General features: G+C 60.5%; 16 protein-coding genes and 1 pseudogene. 10 read left to right on the forward strand and 7 right to left on the reverse strand.

Annotated elements, in window-relative coordinates; all coding sequences use genetic code 11:
* The 5 genes and pseudogenes from AC07V8_RS17030 to AC07V8_RS17050 all read left to right on the forward strand — a co-directional run.
* Positions 1 to 177: pseudogene (locus tag AC07V8_RS17030) on the forward strand (phosphomannomutase/phosphoglucomutase); the annotation flags it as partial.
* A gap of 15 nt (positions 178 to 192) precedes the next feature.
* Entirely contained in the window at positions 193 to 1,221 is a 1,029-nt protein-coding gene (locus tag AC07V8_RS17035) for an acyltransferase family protein (RefSeq protein WP_494681062.1), read from the forward strand.
* A 128-nt stretch (positions 1,222 to 1,349) separates the two neighbouring features.
* Positions 1,350 to 1,799: a GNAT family N-acetyltransferase gene (locus AC07V8_RS17040; protein WP_494681063.1), complete on the forward strand. Its 450-nt coding sequence runs from the start codon at positions 1,350 to 1,352 to the stop codon at positions 1,797 to 1,799.
* Positions 1,800 to 1,852: 53 nt separating this feature from the next.
* Positions 1,853 to 2,482: a class I SAM-dependent methyltransferase gene (locus AC07V8_RS17045; protein WP_494681064.1), complete on the forward strand. Its 630-nt coding sequence runs from the start codon at positions 1,853 to 1,855 to the stop codon at positions 2,480 to 2,482.
* A gap of 155 nt (positions 2,483 to 2,637) precedes the next feature.
* Complete coding sequence (locus AC07V8_RS17050) at positions 2,638 to 3,693, forward strand: agmatine deiminase family protein (RefSeq protein WP_494681065.1); 1,056 nt, start codon at positions 2,638 to 2,640, stop codon at positions 3,691 to 3,693.
* A gap of 23 nt (positions 3,694 to 3,716) precedes the next feature.
* Here AC07V8_RS17050 and AC07V8_RS17055 read toward each other — a convergent pair whose 3' ends face one another.
* The gene (locus AC07V8_RS17055) at positions 3,717 to 4,568 is read right to left on the reverse strand and encodes a LysR family transcriptional regulator (protein WP_494681066.1); all 852 of its coding nucleotides are present in this window, start codon (positions 4,566 to 4,568) and stop codon (positions 3,717 to 3,719) included.
* A gap of 478 nt (positions 4,569 to 5,046) precedes the next feature.
* On the opposite strand from AC07V8_RS17055, the gene AC07V8_RS17060 reads away from it, so the two are divergent.
* The 3 genes from AC07V8_RS17060 to AC07V8_RS17070 all read left to right on the forward strand — a co-directional run bounded on the left by AC07V8_RS17060 (position 5,047) and on the right by AC07V8_RS17070 (position 11,814).
* A complete protein-coding gene (locus tag AC07V8_RS17060) occupies positions 5,047 to 7,941 on the forward strand; it encodes an autotransporter domain-containing protein (protein ID WP_494681067.1) in 2,895 nt (964 codons plus the stop codon).
* Positions 7,942 to 8,066: 125 nt separating this feature from the next.
* The gene (locus AC07V8_RS17065; RefSeq protein ID WP_494681068.1) at positions 8,067 to 8,576 is read left to right on the forward strand and encodes a CC0125/CC1285 family lipoprotein; all 510 of its coding nucleotides are present in this window, start codon (positions 8,067 to 8,069) and stop codon (positions 8,574 to 8,576) included.
* Positions 8,577 to 8,811: 235 nt separating this feature from the next.
* Positions 8,812 to 11,814: a beta-galactosidase gene (locus tag AC07V8_RS17070; protein WP_494681069.1), complete on the forward strand. Its 3,003-nt coding sequence runs from the start codon at positions 8,812 to 8,814 to the stop codon at positions 11,812 to 11,814.
* 51 nt (positions 11,815 to 11,865) lie between these two features.
* Here the strand turns inward: AC07V8_RS17070 and AC07V8_RS17075 are convergent, their stop codons facing one another.
* The 4 genes from AC07V8_RS17075 to AC07V8_RS17090 all read right to left on the reverse strand — a co-directional run bounded on the left by AC07V8_RS17075 (position 11,866) and on the right by AC07V8_RS17090 (position 15,025).
* A complete protein-coding gene (locus AC07V8_RS17075; protein ID WP_494681070.1) occupies positions 11,866 to 12,642 on the reverse strand; it encodes an isocitrate lyase/PEP mutase family protein in 777 nt (258 codons plus the stop codon).
* Positions 12,643 to 12,738: 96 nt separating this feature from the next.
* Positions 12,739 to 12,906 carry a hypothetical protein gene (locus AC07V8_RS17080; protein ID WP_494681071.1) on the reverse strand — a complete coding sequence of 56 codons (168 nt, stop codon included), beginning with the start codon at positions 12,904 to 12,906 and terminating at the stop codon, positions 12,739 to 12,741.
* Between the two features lie 120 nt (positions 12,907 to 13,026).
* Positions 13,027 to 13,881 (reverse strand): helix-turn-helix transcriptional regulator, encoded by an 855-nt coding sequence (locus AC07V8_RS17085; RefSeq protein WP_494681072.1) that lies wholly within the window; start codon positions 13,879 to 13,881, stop codon positions 13,027 to 13,029.
* Between the two features lie 241 nt (positions 13,882 to 14,122).
* Positions 14,123 to 15,025, reverse strand: a complete 903-nt coding sequence (locus AC07V8_RS17090; protein WP_494681073.1) for a LysR family transcriptional regulator — start codon at positions 15,023 to 15,025, stop codon at positions 14,123 to 14,125.
* Positions 15,026 to 15,131: 106 nt separating this feature from the next.
* On the opposite strand from AC07V8_RS17090, the gene AC07V8_RS17095 reads away from it, so the two are divergent.
* Positions 15,132 to 15,851 carry an SDR family oxidoreductase gene (locus AC07V8_RS17095; protein ID WP_494681074.1) on the forward strand — a complete coding sequence of 240 codons (720 nt, stop codon included), beginning with the start codon at positions 15,132 to 15,134 and terminating at the stop codon, positions 15,849 to 15,851.
* Positions 15,852 to 15,934: 83 nt separating this feature from the next.
* Here the strand turns inward: AC07V8_RS17095 and AC07V8_RS17100 are convergent, their stop codons facing one another.
* Positions 15,935 to 16,468, reverse strand: a complete 534-nt coding sequence (locus AC07V8_RS17100) for a winged helix-turn-helix transcriptional regulator (RefSeq protein ID WP_494681075.1) — start codon at positions 16,466 to 16,468, stop codon at positions 15,935 to 15,937.
* Positions 16,469 to 16,552: 84 nt separating this feature from the next.
* Here AC07V8_RS17100 and AC07V8_RS17105 point away from each other — a divergent pair, with 84 nt between their 5' ends.
* The gene (locus AC07V8_RS17105) at positions 16,553 to 17,080 is read left to right on the forward strand and encodes a DUF8737 domain-containing protein (protein ID WP_494681076.1); all 528 of its coding nucleotides are present in this window, start codon (positions 16,553 to 16,555) and stop codon (positions 17,078 to 17,080) included.
* On the opposite strand, the gene AC07V8_RS17110 is transcribed toward AC07V8_RS17105, so the two are convergent.
* The gene (locus AC07V8_RS17110) at positions 17,042 to 17,623 is read right to left on the reverse strand and encodes a hypothetical protein (RefSeq protein ID WP_494681077.1); all 582 of its coding nucleotides are present in this window, start codon (positions 17,621 to 17,623) and stop codon (positions 17,042 to 17,044) included. The genes AC07V8_RS17105 and AC07V8_RS17110 overlap by 39 nt on opposite strands.

The raw sequence follows: 17,623 nt of genomic DNA on the forward strand, positions 1-17,623 counted from the left end.
CGCGTTGAATACGCCGATGGTTTCGGCCTGGCGCGTTCATCCAATACCACGCCGGTGGTCGTGATGCGCTTTGAGGCGGAATCGGAGCAGGCGCTGGCGCGGATCCAGTCTGAATTCAAGCGTGTGATCCTGGCTGCCAAACCGGATGCGGAATTGCCGTTTCCTGCCGCCATTTAGATGAAGATTTTCCCGATGCACGATCATCGTTCGTCCATCAAGACTTCGTCTGATCGTCATGTATTCATCGACAACGCCAAGGCGATCGGCATCGTCCTGGTGGTTGTCGGCCACAGCAAAGGCCTGCCGGACTGCCTGGTGCGCCTGATATTCAGTTTTCACGTGCCGCTGTTTTTTTTCATCTCAGGTTTTTTGCTCAAGCCGGACAAGCTGCAGCAGGCCGTTCAAGGCAATGTAAAAAAGACACTCCGCGCCTTGGCCGTACCGTATCTTTTCTTTTTCTGCTTCGCCTTCGGCTACTGGCTGCTAACCCGCAATATAGGTGAAAAAGCCGCATTGTCCCTCGGCCGCGCCTGGTATCAGCCCCTGACAGGCTTGCTGACCGGCCTGGAGCCTGATCTTTATATCGATCCGCCGCTGTGGTTTTTTCCTTGCCTGATCCTGACCGCCATCGTGTACCAGGCTGCGCGCAAGCTGCTGACGGCGCCGGCCGCGGCTTGCTGCTTCGTCGCGCTCGGGATGGCCGTCACGATACTCTGCAATCAGCCGTCCTACCGGCTGCTGCTTGGATTGGACAGTATGTGGGCAGCACTGTCTTTTTATGCGCTCGGGCAGCTGGCCCGCGAGAATGCCTGGTTCAGCAGGACCGGGATTACGCAGCTGATCCTGCTTGGCCTGGTTGCATCGGCGCTGCTGGTCTGGGCCGGTTCGTTTAACGACCGGGTCGATCTGGCCACGATGTATTTCGGCATGCGGCCGGCGCTCTACCTGCCGACTTCGCTGCTGGGAATCGCCGCGGTGTTGTCAATCGCAAAACTGCTGCCGGCATCGAGGATAGCCAACTGGCTTTCGGAAAATACGCTGATCATTTTCCCTGCACATTTCATTTTCCTGGGGCTGGTGCGCGGTATTGCCTTGTCCCTGCACGCCATTCCGGGCGACTATCATTACGCGTTAGGCTGGAGCGCCGCCAGCAGCGCCATGGCTATTTTTCTTTGCGTGCCATTGATGTATGTTTTACGTTTCCTGCCGATTCGCATATAGCCCGTTGCAAGATTTTCTGCGCAAAACGCCATGGATTATTCAACTGCGGTAGACTGCCGTGTTGCGTTTTTCGCCGCCAAAACTGGCTGCTTGATGCATCAAACGATTTCATGGAAGGATGGATCGGCATGCTGATTACCGTACGCCTTGCCACCGCTGACGATCAGCCGGCACTGCAAGACCTGTTCCTGGCCTCACGCCGCCAGACCTACACCTGGCTGGCGACCTCCACCTTTTGCCTGGAGGATCTGCAGCAGCAGACCCAAGGCGAAACCATCCTGCTTGCGCAGGATGAACAAGGCGCGCTGGCCGGCTTCATCTCGGTCTGGGCGGCGGATCATTTCATCCATCATCTGTATGTCGGCGCCGGCCAGCAGAGGAGGGGAGTCGGCCGTGCTCTGCTGGCTGCTCTTCCCGGCTGGCCCGAGCAACGTTATGTACTGAAATGCCTGTTGCGGAATCACGCGGCGGCGGCTTTCTATCGCGCCAGCGGATTTGCTGAAACCGGCAGAGGCATGGGCGAAGACGGCGAGTATATCGTCTTCGAGTCCAGCGGGAGCGCCGATTCTGCAGCGTGAACGCAGGTATGACCGCTGGACGCATCCAGGCCGGATGCGCTACAGTACGTCCCATGAACCTCTTGCCCGCCGACCTGGAAAAAATCGCCGCTCTCACGCTGGAGCATTACAACCTGCGCGCCGAAGATTTCCGCGAAGGCACGCGCGACCACGACGTCAGCCAGAATATCGCGGCCTTGCTGCGCCACATCAACGGTACGGCGCCGTTCGCCATCCTGGATGTCGGCTGCGGTCCCGGCCGCGATTTGCGCACCTTCAGCAAGCTCGGCCACACTGCCATCGGCGTCGAAGGCGCTGTCCGTTTCGTGGAAATGGCGCGCGCGGACAGCGGCTGCGAAGTCTGGCATCAGGATTTCCTCCATCTCGATCTTCCCGACGGCCGCTTCGACGGCATCTTCGCCAACGCTGCGCTGTTTCACATCCCCAGCCAGGAACTGCCGCGCGTCCTGAATCAGTTCCACGCCACGCTCAAGCCTGGCGGCGTGCTGTTCAGTTCCAACCCGCGCGGCAACAATGACGAAGGCTGGAATCACGGCCGCTACGGCAGCTATCATGACCTCGCCGCTTGGCAAGGCTTCATGGCGGCGGCCGGCTTCGTCGAGCTTGAGCATTACTACCGGCCTGACGGTCTGCCGCGCGAGCAGCAGCCATGGCTGGCGAGCGTCTGGCGCAAGCCGGTTTAGCGCAAGTCATCAGGGATGCGTCTCTCATCTCATCTATCGATCCTGTCAATAGTTACTCATTTTGAGTAACGCGGGGAGCTCCGCATAATGGTCGCCAGCACGCCGTAGCAATGTTTGCGCGGCGTAACCTGACGGACCTATGTGGAGTTTCTATCATGACGACAGCGCGTCATTTACTCAAATCTGATGCAAGCGAGGCGGCCGGTTTCTTGCGCATGCTGGAAGAATCCGCGCCGCACCTGCGGACCTGGATGCAATGGCCTGAGCTCACCGCAAGCTACGGCGACGAAAGCTATCTGGCGCTGGTGCGCCGCAACCTGGCCGAGTTGGCGGCGGCCATCGCGCAATGCGAAGAAGTATTCATGCTAGCGCGGCCCGCGCAGGTCGGCAACGCACAGCGTCTATGCGGTCCGGCGGTCAAGGTGCTGCCTGTGGCGGTAGACGATATGTGGGCGCGCGATTCCTGTCCGATCTTTGCGGTGGATGGGCAAGGCGCGGAAGTGCTGGTGGATCTTAACTTCAATGGCTGGGGTGATAAGCAGCGGCACGTAGAGGACGCCAGGATTGCCGCCAGGATCGCTGAACGCCAGCATATTCCAAGGTGGCGCGCAGGATTGGTGAGCGAAGGCGGCGCGATCGAGGTCGATGGCGACGGCACCGTGCTTACCACCGAGAGCTCGCTGCTCAATGACAACCGCAATCCGGGGCTCAGCAAGAGGCAGCTGGAAAGCCGCCTGCATGCCGCGCTGGGGACCAGCAAGGTCATCTGGCTGCCTGGGATCCGCGGGCAGGATATTACCGACGGCCATATCGACGGCCTGGCGCGTTTCATCCGGCCGGGGCTGGCGCTGGTTGAATTGATGCCTGAGGGCGACCGCAGCGAGGAAGCGCGCATGGCCGAAAACGCGGTCGCACAGCTGAAGGCGTCAACCGATGCGCGCGGACGGCAAATCGAGGTGGTGACGATGCGCCGCTCGCGAACCAGCAGGTCGGATCAGGATGATTTCTTTAACGGCTATGTGAATTACTACGTCTGCAACGGCGCGGTGATCATGCCGCAGTTCGGCGACGCGCAGGCGGACATGGCGGCGGCCAGGACGCTGTCTGGCCTGTATCCCGGCCGTAAAATCGTCCAGGTCAACGTCGACCGTATCTGCGAAAACGGCGGCGGCATCCACTGCGTGACCCAGCAGCAGCCCGCCTTGGCCTGAGCGCCGACGTGCCGTGAGCCGGATCAGGTCAGGGCGGAGAGCAGCCAGGTGCCGGCCGGGCCGAGCGGGCGCTGCCGCGACCAGATGGCGTCGATCACGATTTGCTTGGGCCAGCCAGGCGTCTTCAGTTCCTGCAAGGTGCCGCCGGAAAAGCGCTTGACCAGCCAGCGTGGAATGGCGGCCCAGCCGACGCCAAGCTCTGCCATCTCCAGCACGATGAAATAACTGCTGGACGACCAGTAGCGGCCGCTTACCGCGGCCGGATTCCTGGCGACCGGATCCAGCCGGATTTCGCGGAAATCATCCAGCGTCGCGCGGTTGATGGAGCGCATGCTTGCCAGCGGATGGCTGCGGGCGACGAACAAGCCTATGTCGGAGTGCTCGCTGAGGGTCTGCGAGGCGACGTCGGAAGGATAGGCGGCTTGCGTCGGAACCAGGCCGAAATGCACCCGTCCGCTTTGCACCAGGTGCACAAGGTCGTCGCTCTCGGCGATCTGGCATTCGAAATCGACGCCCGGATAACGCTTTTCGAATTCCAGCAGGACGCTCTCATAGCGCTCGGATTGATAGAGGTCGGACAGCGCAATGCTCAGCTTTCCCTCCAGACCGTCGACCAGCTGGCTGACGGTCTTGTCGAGGCGGTCGGCGGCGGCAAATATTTCCTGCACGTTGCGCAGGATGATGTGACCTTGTTCCGTCAGCGTCGGCTTGCGCGTGGAACGGTCGAACAGGGTGACGCCGAGATCGATTTCCAGGTAGGCGATCGAGGAACTGATGGTGGACTGGCTCTTGCCCAGCTGCCGGCCTGCCGCGCTGAAAGAGCCGGCCGTGGCGACAGCGGCAAAGGCGACCAATGCTTCCGATATGTGTTGCACGCTCTGTCGCTCCCTTCATTGATTTGTCTTTGTTTTCGCAGACGCGGCTAGTGCGCGCCTGGGACCATTTCGCCTTTGGATTTTATCGCGATAACTGTGCGTGCGGCTGATTTCAATGGCGGATTAAAAGGTAAAAATATTGTCGGAAAATAAATTCATTTTCGACGCTTGCGATCCTGTACCGGATAGGCGTCTGGCGAAGGAAAGCGGCATGGCGCAAGGCTGTCCGGCGATCTATCGCTTTCATCAATAGTTACTGGTTTTGAGCGGATGGGAAAGCCATCCATACTGATCGCCATCACATCGCGCCACATGTCTGCATGCCGGGCGCGGCTGATTTTTTGAGATTTTCATTTCATCGGCGTGGCCTGAGTGCCGCCCGCCGTTCAACTCCAGCAGCGAAGGATTCTACCGTTTTCCCATTGGCGGGGAGGATGTGTGCCGCAATTTTTGCGCTGTATTTTTTAGAAAGCGAATTATGTTGTTTACAAAAAAAGACGCGTCATGCATCGCCGTTTCCCTTCTCCTCATCGGTTGCGGTGGCGGCGGCAGCCAGAATCCATCCAGGCCGTCGTCGGTCGCCGGCAAGGGCATGCCGCTGACGCCGAAGCCGCTGACCACGACGCCGGCAGTGATCGTTCCAGTAACGCCAACGCCACTCACAACCACACCGGCGGTGACCACGCCAGTGACGACGCCGGTGGTAACGACAACGCCTGTGACGACCACGCCGCGCATGAGCTTCGATGCCGAAAACATGACCAGGATCAAGCAGGCGCATGCCAAGGGGTATACAGGGCAGGGCGTGACCGTCGGCATCGTCGACAGCGATTTTGCCGCTTGGCCTGATCAGATGGGGGACCGCATCAAGACCCGCTGTTACGAAACCGGCGGCAAGGGCAACGGCAGCACGCACGGCACACGGGTGGCCGAAGTGCTGGGCGGCAGCGTTGCCCCTGGCGTTTCCATGCTTGGCGCAGTAGGAGGCCCCGCCGGCGAGACTGAACAGGCACGGATCAGCACAGAGATGTTTGACGACTTCCTGGAAAAAGACGTACGCATCGTCAATCTGTCGCTGGCGTCAGGAGACATCAGCAAGGCGAATGAGGAAGATCGCAAGCGGGTGGCCATGTTCCGCGACTATGTCAAGCGGGGCATGCTGTTTGTCTGGGCCACCGGTAATGACAAACAGCTTAATCCCGGTACTCACCCCGGTCTGCCTGCAATAGACAAGAGCTTGGAAGAGGGCTGGCTGGCCGTTACTGCAGTCAATGCGGAAGGGCCGGAGAAGGGCCGGATTTCCTGGTACGCCAATCGCTGTGGCGACGCGGCAAGTTGGTGTCTGGCCGCGCCGGGAGATTTCAACTCTGTCACGGGAAAATATCGTCAGAATGGTACTTCATTTGCCGCGCCAGCCGTGGCAGGCGCGGCGGCCCTGGTGCAGCAGGCTTATCCATGGATGACGGGAAGCTTGCTGCGACAGACCCTTTTGTCGACCGCTACCGATATGGGCGATCCTAAAATCTACGGCTGGGGTTTGCTTAACGCCGGTAAAGCGGTTAACGGACCAGCCTTGTTCGATGAGAAACTGGCGTTGAGCAATAACGTCGTCATTGATTTCAATGATGTCAGCTCGGTATTCAGCAACGATATCGCTGGCAACGCCGGCTTGATCAAGCGCGGGACTGGCACGCTGACACTGTCGGGACAAAACACCTATGCGGGCGTGAGCCAAGTCAAGGAAGGCGTTCTGAGTATCACTGGCTCGCTGCGTTCCGGCGTAGAAATGACCTCGTCGGGCACTTTGCACGCTGATGGCGGCCGGGTCGGCGGCAGCGTCAATATTCTTGCCGGCACGCTCAGCGTGACTGGCAAAGGCATGCGGATCGGCGGCGACTATTTGTCGACCAAGCATGCTACCGTGGAAAAGCAGATGCATGCGCCCTTGCTGATAGACGGCAAGGCCGTGCTGGCCGGCGACCTGGTGCTGACCCCGCCGCAGAACCAGGCGTCGTTCGGTTACGTTACTGCGCAAGGCAGCAAGGATAGGGTTTTGAGCGCGACCCAAGGAATCGCGGGAACGTTTAATCGGGGAGTGAGTTTCAAAGATAACGATAACAAGGTCGTGGCGGTTTCGGATCATCCTTTGCTTAACGCCAGCCTGGAGTACGGCAAGCATGAAGTCGATATGACCATCCAGCGCAAAAACCTGGAGCAGGTTGCCGCCCAGGCTTTCCGCGGCGACGCTACGCGTGGTAACGCCGCAGGGAATATTGAAAAGGTATTGCATGCCGCAGACGATCTGGTTGCCAGCGGCAGCACCGGCGGCCATGAAAGCTTCCTGGAGAGCGTCGCATCTTTGCAGCATACCGGCACTCTGGCGGCGGCAGCGAACGTACTGGACAGCTTGTCGGGACAGATTCATGGCTCGGCGCAAGCGCTGACCTTCCAGCAATCGCAAGCGGTGAACCGCGACTTGTCGAATCGCCTGGCGCAGCTGGGTGACGGCGAGGCAGGCAGTGCTGCAACCACCGGCTTCTGGGCCAGCGGCATGGGCAGCGCCGGCAAGCTGGCGCAGGACGGCTATGCCAGCGCGGATACTTCGCTGTGGGGCGGCCAGTTCGGCGTCGACACGCGCTTGAATGAGAGGACCATCGTCGGCGCGGCGCTGGCCTATTCCGACAGCAAAGCCAGTTTCGACCGCTTCGGCGGCCAGTCGAAAAGCCAGAACATCGGCGTGTCCCTGTACGGACGCCATGCGTTTGCCGCCGGCGACAAGCAAGCCTACGTCAGCGGACGCGCCGGCATGGCGACGGTCGACAGCCGCGTCAGCCGTACCGCCTTGGTTGGATCAGAAACAGACGAACTGACTGCGCGCCATACCGACAGTGTCTTGTCGGGGTATGTCGAAAGCGGCTTTGAACTGCCGCTCTCCGAAGAAACCAGCATGACGCCGTTCGCCGGCTTGTCGTATGACCGCGTGAAGCGCGGCGGCTTCAGCGAAAGCGGCGGGCCGTTGGGCTTGCGCGCGGATAGCCAAACTTACCAGCAAACCGCCAGCCTCCTGGGCGTACGCGCCAAGTCGGAGCTCAACTGGTTTGCCGGCAAAAGCAATCTGCAAATGTACGCGGCCTGGCAGCGCGCATTCGGCAGCGGCAAGCTGGATTTTTCCGCAGCCTACAACGGCGCGGCAGGGACGGACGTACTGGTGCGCGGCATCGGCCTGGCGCGCAATACAGGCTGGCTGGGCATCGGCATCGCTACCGACGTCAGCCGCCGCTGGGGCTGGTACGCCAACTACGATGCGCAGTTCGGCCAGGCAGGGATGCTGAACAACGTCATGTCTACCGGCGTACGGGTTTACCTGGATTGATCATCGGCTAGGGCCGGGCGCTGTATGGCCCGCCCGGCGCCAGATTGAATAAATAGTCAGTGGCTCAGTTTGTCAGTCACTTCAAGCAACATCATGCAGCATCAAATTAATCAGGAGTTTCAATCATGCGTTTCATTACTTTCACTACTTTCATTTCCATCGTCGCCTTGCTCACCGGCTGCGCATCCAGCTATCAGCCCCGAGGACTGGGCGGCGGCTTCGGCGAAACCCAGCTGGATGCCAATGTTTTCAGCGTTTCATTCCGCGGCAACGCTTACACGCCGAGCGAACAAGCCGAAGAAATGGCCCTGCTGCGCAGCGCCGAACTCACGCTCAAGAACGGCTTCACGCATTTTGTGATCATCGATGCGCAGGCGCGCGAGCAACGCAGCAGCTTCACGACGCCGGCCTACACCGAGACCGACGCCAGCGTTAAAAGCTCAGGCAGTTCGACCTACGGCTCAGCCAGCAGCACAACTTACGCCGGGCAGACTTTCGTCCTGAGCAAGCCGCGCAAAACCAATACCATCATGCTGTTCAAGGGCAAGCCTGATCTTCAGGGCATGGTCTACGACGCCGGTTTTCTGTGCGACTCGCTGGGCCGGAAATACAAGGTCGCATGCGGCCTCAGCTGAGCCCGTGCCTGATCTCGTTTGTTGCAACGCAACCGGCAACGATGCCGAAACCGGTATTCGTGCGCTGTAAAAATTCATTGGATTGATTGCCGCACCCTGACTACTATCTGGAGTCATCGAGACCGCGTGTCGGCATTGCCATGGGCGCTTGATTGTTACCTCGGCGATGCTGCAGATTGATTTTACAGTCGCAAGACATGCGCAGTGTCGTGACGATAAAAAAAGGAGACCTGCAATGAAAAGACGAGATTTTCTGGGCTATGCCGTGGTGACTCCGCTGCTGACTGCTTGTGGCGTCGGCGGCAGCGACAGCACTTCATCCAATGCGCCGGTTGCGAAGGCATTCGCTGCCGCAGCCGGCGGCACAGGCAATGCCGTGTTCGCCAGCGGCGGCAGTCATACGCTATCCTGGAACAGCAGCGGCAACTGGTTCATGGATGGATCTGCGTTCCAGTTCTTCGGCGGCGAAATCCATCCGGCGCGGGTGCCGTCCCAGTATTGGGACCATCGCATCAAGATGATCAAGGCCCTGGGTTGCAACACGATCTCGCTCTACGTCATGTGGAATTTCCACGAGCTGTCGGACGGCAGTTTCGATTTCACTTCCACCGACAAGAATATTGGCCATTTCATCGACCTGTGCGGGCAGAACGGCATGTGGGTATTGCTGCGTCCCGGTCCTTATGTCTGCGCCGAATGGGACTTCGGCGGCCTGCCGCCGCGCATGCTGGCCGATCCGCAGTTCCGCGACAGTGCCGGCAAGCTGCAGATACGCGGCAATTTTCCCAATTACATGGCGGCGGTCAATAAATGGAATTCAGCGCTGTACAACAACGTGGTCAAGGGGCGCACGCTGTCGGCGGGCGGTCCCATCATGCTGGTGGCGGTGGAGAATGAATACACTTCCTGGTCGCCCGACGACGGCACCTATCCGAACGCGATCGCGCAGCAATGGACGGCATTCGGCTATGCGGAAAAATTCTGCGTCTGCGACGGCTGGGCCAGCGGCTTCAAGAACAACGGCATCACCATGCCGGCCAATACCGCCTACGGCATGACCGCGGACGGCTCCTCGGCCGGCAACTATGCGACTGCCGCCAGCAATTACGGCGTCGGCGCGTTTGGCGCGGAATGCTATCCGGGCTGGATTTGCCATTGGGGAGACAGCAGTCAGACCGTGCACGTGGGCGATTTCGTCAATCAGGTCACTTCCCTCGCCACTGCGAAATGCTCCTTTGTTTTGTATGTTGCCCATGGCGGCAGCAATTTCGGCTTCACCGCCGGCGCCAACGGCGTCAGCGATTCATCCTGCCAGCCAACGATGACTTCGTATGACTACGGTGCGCCGGTGTCGGAGTCCGGCGCCGCTAATCCGAACTTCTATCCGATCCAGGGGGCGTACGTCGCCAATGCTTCCTACAATGTTCCTTTTGCCGGCGCGCCTGCCGGCATCGCCCATATCAATGATGGCGACATAGCGGCGGTGACGGCCAGCCAGCTGACTTTCAGCAGCTTCTTGTCCGGCCTGAACCTGAATCTCCAGAACACGCAGCCGCAAACGCTGGAGGCGATGGCGCTGACCCTCAACAAGAACCAGCCGGCCAGCGCCGGCGTCTATCCCTCCGGCGTCGCGGTTTACCAGACGACATTGCCGGCCGCCGGCGGCAGCATCAAGATCACTTTTGACCGCGCACCCGACTATGCCCTGGTCTTTGTGAACGGCGCGCGGGTGCCTGGCGTGGTGCTCAGCACGGTTGCCAATGGCGCGCTGGCGGCGACCACCTCGCTGACGATCAGCAACGCCGCGCCCAGCGCTACGCTGCAGATAGTCTGCCTGCCGTTCGGCCGCGTCAATTACGGCGCAGGCGGGATGAATGCCGAGGGCAAGGGCTTGTCCGGCAATGTCTACGCCAATGGCGTTGCGCTGAGTAACTGGAGCATGGCGCTGTCGCCGCTGTCGGCCAGCCAGATCGGCGCGCTTGCCTTCAGCGCCGCGGCGCCTGCCGCCAGCCAGCCTTTCTTCGCCAAGGCCAGCATCAGTATCGCGACGCCGCAAGACATGTATATCGACATGTCGGCCTGGGGTACCGGCTATGTCTTCGTGAATGGCTACAATCTCGGCCGTTACTGGACCGCGGCCGGTCCGCAGAAGCGCTTGTACTGTCCTGGCGTGTGGCTCAACAGCGGCAGTAATGCGGTCGTGGTGTTTGAGTTTACGCAGGGCAGCGCGGGCAGCCTGAGTTTCTATGGCAGCAGCGCGCTGCCGCAGAACATCACCAGCCCGGTCAGCACCGCCGCGGTGCCGCCGCCGGTTGTCAACGCAACGTATTTCCTGCAAAACGTCAACAGCGGCCTGTACCTGGACGTGCTGCCGGCGGTGGCCGGTTCGGCCTACACCTATCCCGGCCTGCAGCCGCTGAGCGCGGCGGCGACGCAAGGGTGGACGGTGACCACCGACAGCTACGGCAACCTGAAGATCGCCAACGCCAGCACCGGCACGGTGCTGGATGTGGCTAACAACAGTTCGACGCCCGGTTCGTCGGTCATTCTGTATGGCGCTAACGGCGGCGCCAACCAGAGCTGGCAGGCGGCCGGCGTCAGCACCGGCGTCTATACCCTGGCGGTCAAGCAGAGCCAGCTGCTGCTGGATGTGAACGGCGCCTCGAAATCCGCGACTGCCATTTCATCTTCCGGCTCGGTCGCCAACATTTTGGTCAACGCCGCCGACGATCCAACGCAGCAATGGCCGTTCAGCCAGCAATGGCGCTTCATTCCCGCCCTCGTCAACAATGGCGTCTATACCATCACCAGCGCTATCAGCAGCCTGATGCTGGGGAGCTACCAGGGCGGCACCGCGGCCGGCACCCGGCTTGGCATCGCCGCCGCCAGCGGCGGCCAGGAACAGCAGTGGCGTCTGACTATCGCCAGCAACGGCTACTGGCAGCTGACGAATATCAAGAGCGGCCTGGTGATGGACGTGACCGGCCAGCAGACCGCCAACGGCACGGCGCTGGAAATCTGGCAGGGCAATGGCGGCGCCAACCAGCAGTTCGCGCTGGTGCCGCGCTCGGATGGCGTCAGCTATGGCATTCGCGGCGTGCAGAGCGGACGCGTGATCGACGACAATAATTCCGGCACGTCGCCGACCAGCTACGGCAGCACGAACGTCTCCGCCATCACGCTGTGGGATGACAATGGCGGCGGCAATCAAAGCTGGAAGTTCACCAAGGTCGGCTAACGGTGGGTAGGTGGGCAAATTTTTTTTGCCCACCCGGCGCGTTTTTTTGTGTCAATGCTGGATGGAGATGGCATCCCTCGCTGCGGCCGCAAGCGCCTTCATCATGCGCAGATAAGGATCCGGACCATAGCTGAGGCGCGCGACGCCGGCGTCCGCCAGGTTTTTCAGCGACGGCGTTTTTTCACTGACCATGATGTTGAGGGGAAGCGGCGAGGCAGCCGCCAGCCGGGCAATCAGTTTTTCGTCGGCCAGGCCGGGCACGAAGATGCCATTGGCGCCGGCTTCGGCATAGGCCTGCGCGCGCTCGATGGCGCTGGCCAGCATCGCTTCATTCTGTTCTGCCGGCAGTCCCTGGAAGAACACATCGGTGCGCACATTGATGAAGTAGGGGAGTTTCTGGTCGTCGGCGGCAGTGCGAGCCAGACGGATCCTCTGCATCTGTTCCTCGACAGGGCGCAATTTCCCGTTTCCTGGAAGGCTGTCCTCTATATTGCAGCCGATGGCGCCGGCCCTGATGCTGCGTTCTATCGATGCAGCGACCCCGCTTGCCGTTTCGCCGTAGCCTCTTTCGAGGTCGACGGTGACCGGCAACTCCGTCGCCTGAACGATTCTGTGCAGGTTGCCGATGACGATATCGAGAGGAGTTTTCTCGCCGTCGTCGTAGCCGTATGCGCTGGCTACCGAATAGCTGCCCGTCGCGAGCGCTTTGGCTCCGCTTGCCGCAACGGCTTTTGCGCTGCCGGGATCCCAGATGTTGAACAGCACCAAGGGCTCCCGAGGACGGTGCAGCTTGTGGAAATGCTCCGCTTTTTCTTTGGAATTCATCATGATGGATCTCGCTTCTGAAAAAAAGCCAGCCTAGCCGGGACTAGCCTCAAGGCTGGCTTTTGCATCGTCATGTCTTTCTGCTTTCTATGGTTTCAATCAGTTATTGCCGGGCTGCCGAGTAGCCGCCTTGGCCGATTTTTCAGCTTCCCGCAGTTTGGTCGCGCATTCCTCGCAACAGACTTCGACCGGCTTGCCGCCGATGTTGACCAGGATCCTGGTGTCGTCGAGTTTGTAGTCGCATGCGGCGCAGGTTTGTTCGTTCATGGTGAGTCTCCTGAAATACCCGAAGGCCGGGTAAGGCATTGGACTACGCGGGGCAAAAGACGACTATCGGATTCTTTAGTGAAATGCGATGGATCGAGAATCCTGCGCGGCCGGGACGCGCTAGCGTTGAGTTGCGGTTTGCTTGAAGGCGGAGGGCGAGCGGCCGAAGGACTGGCGGAAGGCGGCGCTGAAATGGCTGTGGCTGGAAAATCCGAGGTCGAGGCCGAGGGCTGACAGGTCGTCGTATTGATGAATCAGGTCGAGCGCGCGCGCTAACCGCAGCTGCATCTGATACTTATACAGCGGTATGCCTTCGACCTGCTGGAATACCTGGGTCAGATAGACCGGCGAACCGCCGGTTTCCGCCGCGATCTCGGCCAGCGTCCAGCGCCGCGAGAGATCGCTGGTCAGCACCAGCTTGGTTCTCTCGGCCAGTTTGCGGTGTCCATGGCTGGCGCTGGAGCTGTACTTTGCGTTCAGTCCCATGGCCCGCCGCACCAGCGTGAACATCAGGGTCTCCGCTTCCAGCGATTCTATGACGCCGTTACGCAAGCTGTACCTGAGCAGCGCAACCAACGCCTGGGCGCGCGGATCGATGCGTTGCTGCTGTCGTTTGAAGAAAGGCTTCTCCCGCGTTTCCAGCAGCTCCCCGGGCATCAGCTCCAGCAGCAAGGGGGCGTCGATTGCGATCGACAGGCAGCCGTCGCCGCCGCTAACCGGGTGGCTGATCTGATACTCCTGGCCGGCATTGAAGAAGAGAACCTGGTTGGCCTCGGCGACGGCGGTGTCGCTGCCGACATGGCGTACATAGACGCCGCGATAGGGGAATACCAGATGGGTGGCGGAGGACCATTCCGAGGAGCTTTTATGCTTGCAATTGCCCAGGCAGCAAACGTCCTTGACGGCGATTGCCGGTGTCTTTAGCAGGGTCTGGAAAGTGACTTCCTGTCTTTCATTCCCGTTGTCGTCGTCCATGGTGGTCTCCATAGGTCGGGCGATTTAAATGGCGTGTGTGCGTATCGGCAAATTCATTGCGCTATTGAACTACACAGCGGCCAAACCGGCTATCAAAATCTTTAGTTGCCATATTAAAAATAAAAGGCCGATTTACCGACGCTCACCGAATCGGATGCAACGGCGTGACATCATGCCGGATGCTTCAATTCGCACGGATCAACAGCTTCCAGCATATTGGATGCATGAAATGAAGCTATCGTTATTGCTTCGGACGAGGGCCGAATCGCGCAGTCACGAAGTCGACAAAGCTGGCGAGCTTGGCCGTGAGCTGACGTTCGGGCAGGTAGACAATATGCACGGGAAACGCCGGCGCCGGCAGGTCGGCAAACAATCGGATAAGTCTCCCTTCGGCGATGTCGTGCTCCAGCATCATCTCGGGCAGCATGGTGATGCCGAGACCAGCGATAGCGGCTTCACGCAGGGCCTGGCCGCCGCTGATGTCAAGGCGGCCAGGTACGCGCACCGTCTGTTGCGAGCCGTCAGCGAGGATGAAACGCCAGTCGCGTTCAGGGCCGCTGTCAAACCCGAAAGCGAGGCAATGGTGGTTTTCCAGATCCTTCGGCGTCGCCGGTGTTCCGTGTTTTAACAGATACTCAGGCGCTGCGCAGGCAATGCGCGATGAAGACGACAACGGCCGCGCGATCAGATTCGAATCCGGCAAGGAGCCGACGCGGATCGCCGCATCGAAGCCTCCATCGGCAAGGTCGACCACGCGATCGCTTAGCGCCAGCTCCACCTGCACATCGGGATAGCAATCGAGATACTCCCTCATGGCCGGTGCGAGTTTGCAGGTGGCATAGATGATTGGCGCGCTTATCCGCAGGCGTCCGCGCGGCCGTGCTCGCATATCGCGTGCATCGATCTCCGCCGACTGCAGCTGCGCCAGAATGCTGACGCACTGTTCGTAGTAGCCGCGGCCGATTTCGGTCAGGTGTTGCCGCCGGGTGGTGCGGTTGAGGAGGCGTGCGCCGAGCAAACGTTCGAGCGCGCGGACGTGGTTGCCTACCATCGTCGCAGTCATGCCGCTGCCTTCCGCGGCGGCGGCAAAACTGCCGCGCTCGATGACGCGGACAAAGATCGACATGCTGGCGAAGCGATCCATTCATAAATCCTATTTATGGGTGAAATAAATAAATCGTCGTTTATCAAATTTGACTATTTAATCATAATTTATGCACGTCGTTTGACGCAACCAATAAAGGCTCATCATGCATCTGCAAAACAAGAAAGTTGTGATACTTGGCGGCACCTCCGGAATCGGGCTTGCCACCGCACGCGCCGCACTGGCGCAGGGTGCAACGGTAGTGGTGTCGTCCTCGCGCCAGGACAAGGTTACGGCGGCAGTTTCGGAACTCGGTGCGCGCGCCGACGGCCAGGTTGCCGACTTGAACGATGCCGCTTCGGTGGCCCAGCTGTTCGCAAAAATCGGCAGTTTCGATCACCTGGTCTATACGGCCGGCGATAGCCTGCACATTGGTGAGCTGGCATGCACCGACATGAGCGCCGTGCGCGCGGCTTTCGATGTGCGCGTGTTTGGCGCGATTGCGGCAGTGAAAGCGGCCGCGCCGAATATTCGGCGCGGCGGATCGATCGTGCTCACCGGTGGCATCGCCAGCGCGCGGCCGCAGAAAGGCTGGACGACAGGTGCGAGCATTTGCGGTGCGATGGAAGGCTTGATGCGGGCGCTCGCGGTCGAACTCGCGCCGCTCCGGGTTAATCTCGTCAGTCCCGGTTTCGTGCGTACGCCGCTGTGGTCCAACATCCCCGAGAATGAACGCGAAGCGATGTATCGTGGCGTTGGCGAGCAGCTACTGGTTGGCCGGGTCGGGGAGGCCGACGATATCGCGCAGACCTATCTTCATTTGATGAACAACGCGTTTGCCACCGGGCAGATGATCGTGGTCGATGGTGGTGGCGTTTTGGTCTGAAGGAGGTTTAGCCAGGCTGTCTATTGAGCGCGTTCACCGCCTGGCGAATCGCCGGACAGATAGCTGAAGCGATGCGGACAATATCAGTTTTCGTTGTTCGTCCCCATCCGCGCTTCAGTGCCATCGATGTGATCCAGTCCCCAAGCCTTGATCTGGGCCATCAAGGCACGCAGCGAACGTCCTTTCTCGGTCAAGTGATAGGCCTCTCTGCCGGCAATATCGCTGGACGGGTAGCGTTCGACCAGACCGTTGTCAGCAAGCCGGGTGAGCCGCTCGGCAAGGATATTGGTCGCGATTTTCTCCGGCGAGGCAAGGAATTCCTTGAAATGCGACTTGCCGTTCATCAGGTCTCGCACGACAAGCAGAGTCCACTTGTCGCCAACAAGGTCCAAGGTGCAGGCGACCGGACATATCGAGCGGCGATGCTCGTTTTGAGCCGGGCCCGCGTTGTCTGGGGGGCGGGCGGCGCCCTGCTTGGTGCGTGGCAAGGAAGCTCCTGGATAACGGTCGATGGGGCGGAATCGTTTTTTTGCTCTCGGTTCCTTGACTTTATCCAAAATACTTGCAAAATGCAAGTGTATGCTTGCACTTTGCAAGTCATGTTCCAGCGCCAACATGCAACGGCAGGGCATGGGCGCTGGCGCAAGGTCAGGCGTCGTTCGTTGCCGTCCATGTCGCAAAACATTTTGCTGGAGGCTTGTATGGAACCCGTCAGAAATCTTGCAACCTTACTTCCCTTTGCTGCGAGCGTGACGTTCGGCCTGCTCGCGTGGGGCGCAGTTTGCCTCAGCTATGTCTGGCCACGCATACGCGAGCTGCCCCTGCACGCGGCGGTACGGCCGATTCTGCATCTGCATCTGTTCCGGTTCATAGGCCTGGCCTTCATCGTGCCGGGCATCGTCGATCCGAATCTCGGAGCGGGATTCGCCGCGCCCGCGGCGTACGGCGATCTTGTTGCCATGGCGTTGGCGTGGCTGGCCTTGATGATGGGATCAGGCCGCTATGCGCGCATCGCGATCTGGGCGTTCAGCCTGTGGGGTTTTGCCGACCTGCTGTTCGCCTACTACCAAGGCGCGATCGGCGTAGGCATCGAGACGGCTTCGCTTCGCGCTGCCTGGTTTATCCCGACTGTCTGCGTTCCCCTCTTGCTTTGGACCCATGTCATGGTGTTCGCGATGCTGCTGCGTACTTCACGCTCCGCCAGTTTCCTCACCCGCGCGGCGCAGTAAGCGCGCGCCGGCGTCGACGCCGCGGCAAACCGCGGAGGCGATCACGCCGGTGACGGCAAGCATTGCCGCCGTGTGGACGCCCACTGCGGCGAGCGCCAGCGTCAGCGAGCCGGATGCGGTGATCGCGCGCGCCGGCGCGTCTGCCATGCACAGCGGGATGAGCGCGGGCGCCAGCATCAACCCGGCGCCGTGCGCGGTGGACATCATGAAAGACCAGAGCGCCAGCCCGGCATGACCTGCCGGCGTCCGCGTCCGCCTGGTTTTGCGGCCCGCCAGGTGATATATCGCGACGGCGGCCAGCAGTACGCCCGCCAGGGCTTGCAGCACGATGCGATCCATCGCCATGCCGAGCGCTACCGCGGCGGCCACCAGCGCGACCGATGCGGCGTGCCCGGCGGCGATCGGCGCCAGGGCGCGCAGCGCTTGCGTCCGGTCGCGCGATTGCACGCCCCAGGCGGCGGCAAACATCCAGCCGGTGGCAGGGTTCAGCCCGTGCAGGGCGCCAAGCCCTGCCACCGCCAGCCATGGCCAGAGGTTTGACAT

This window comes from Collimonas sp. GW821-FHT02H07 (genome assembly GCF_059421505.1).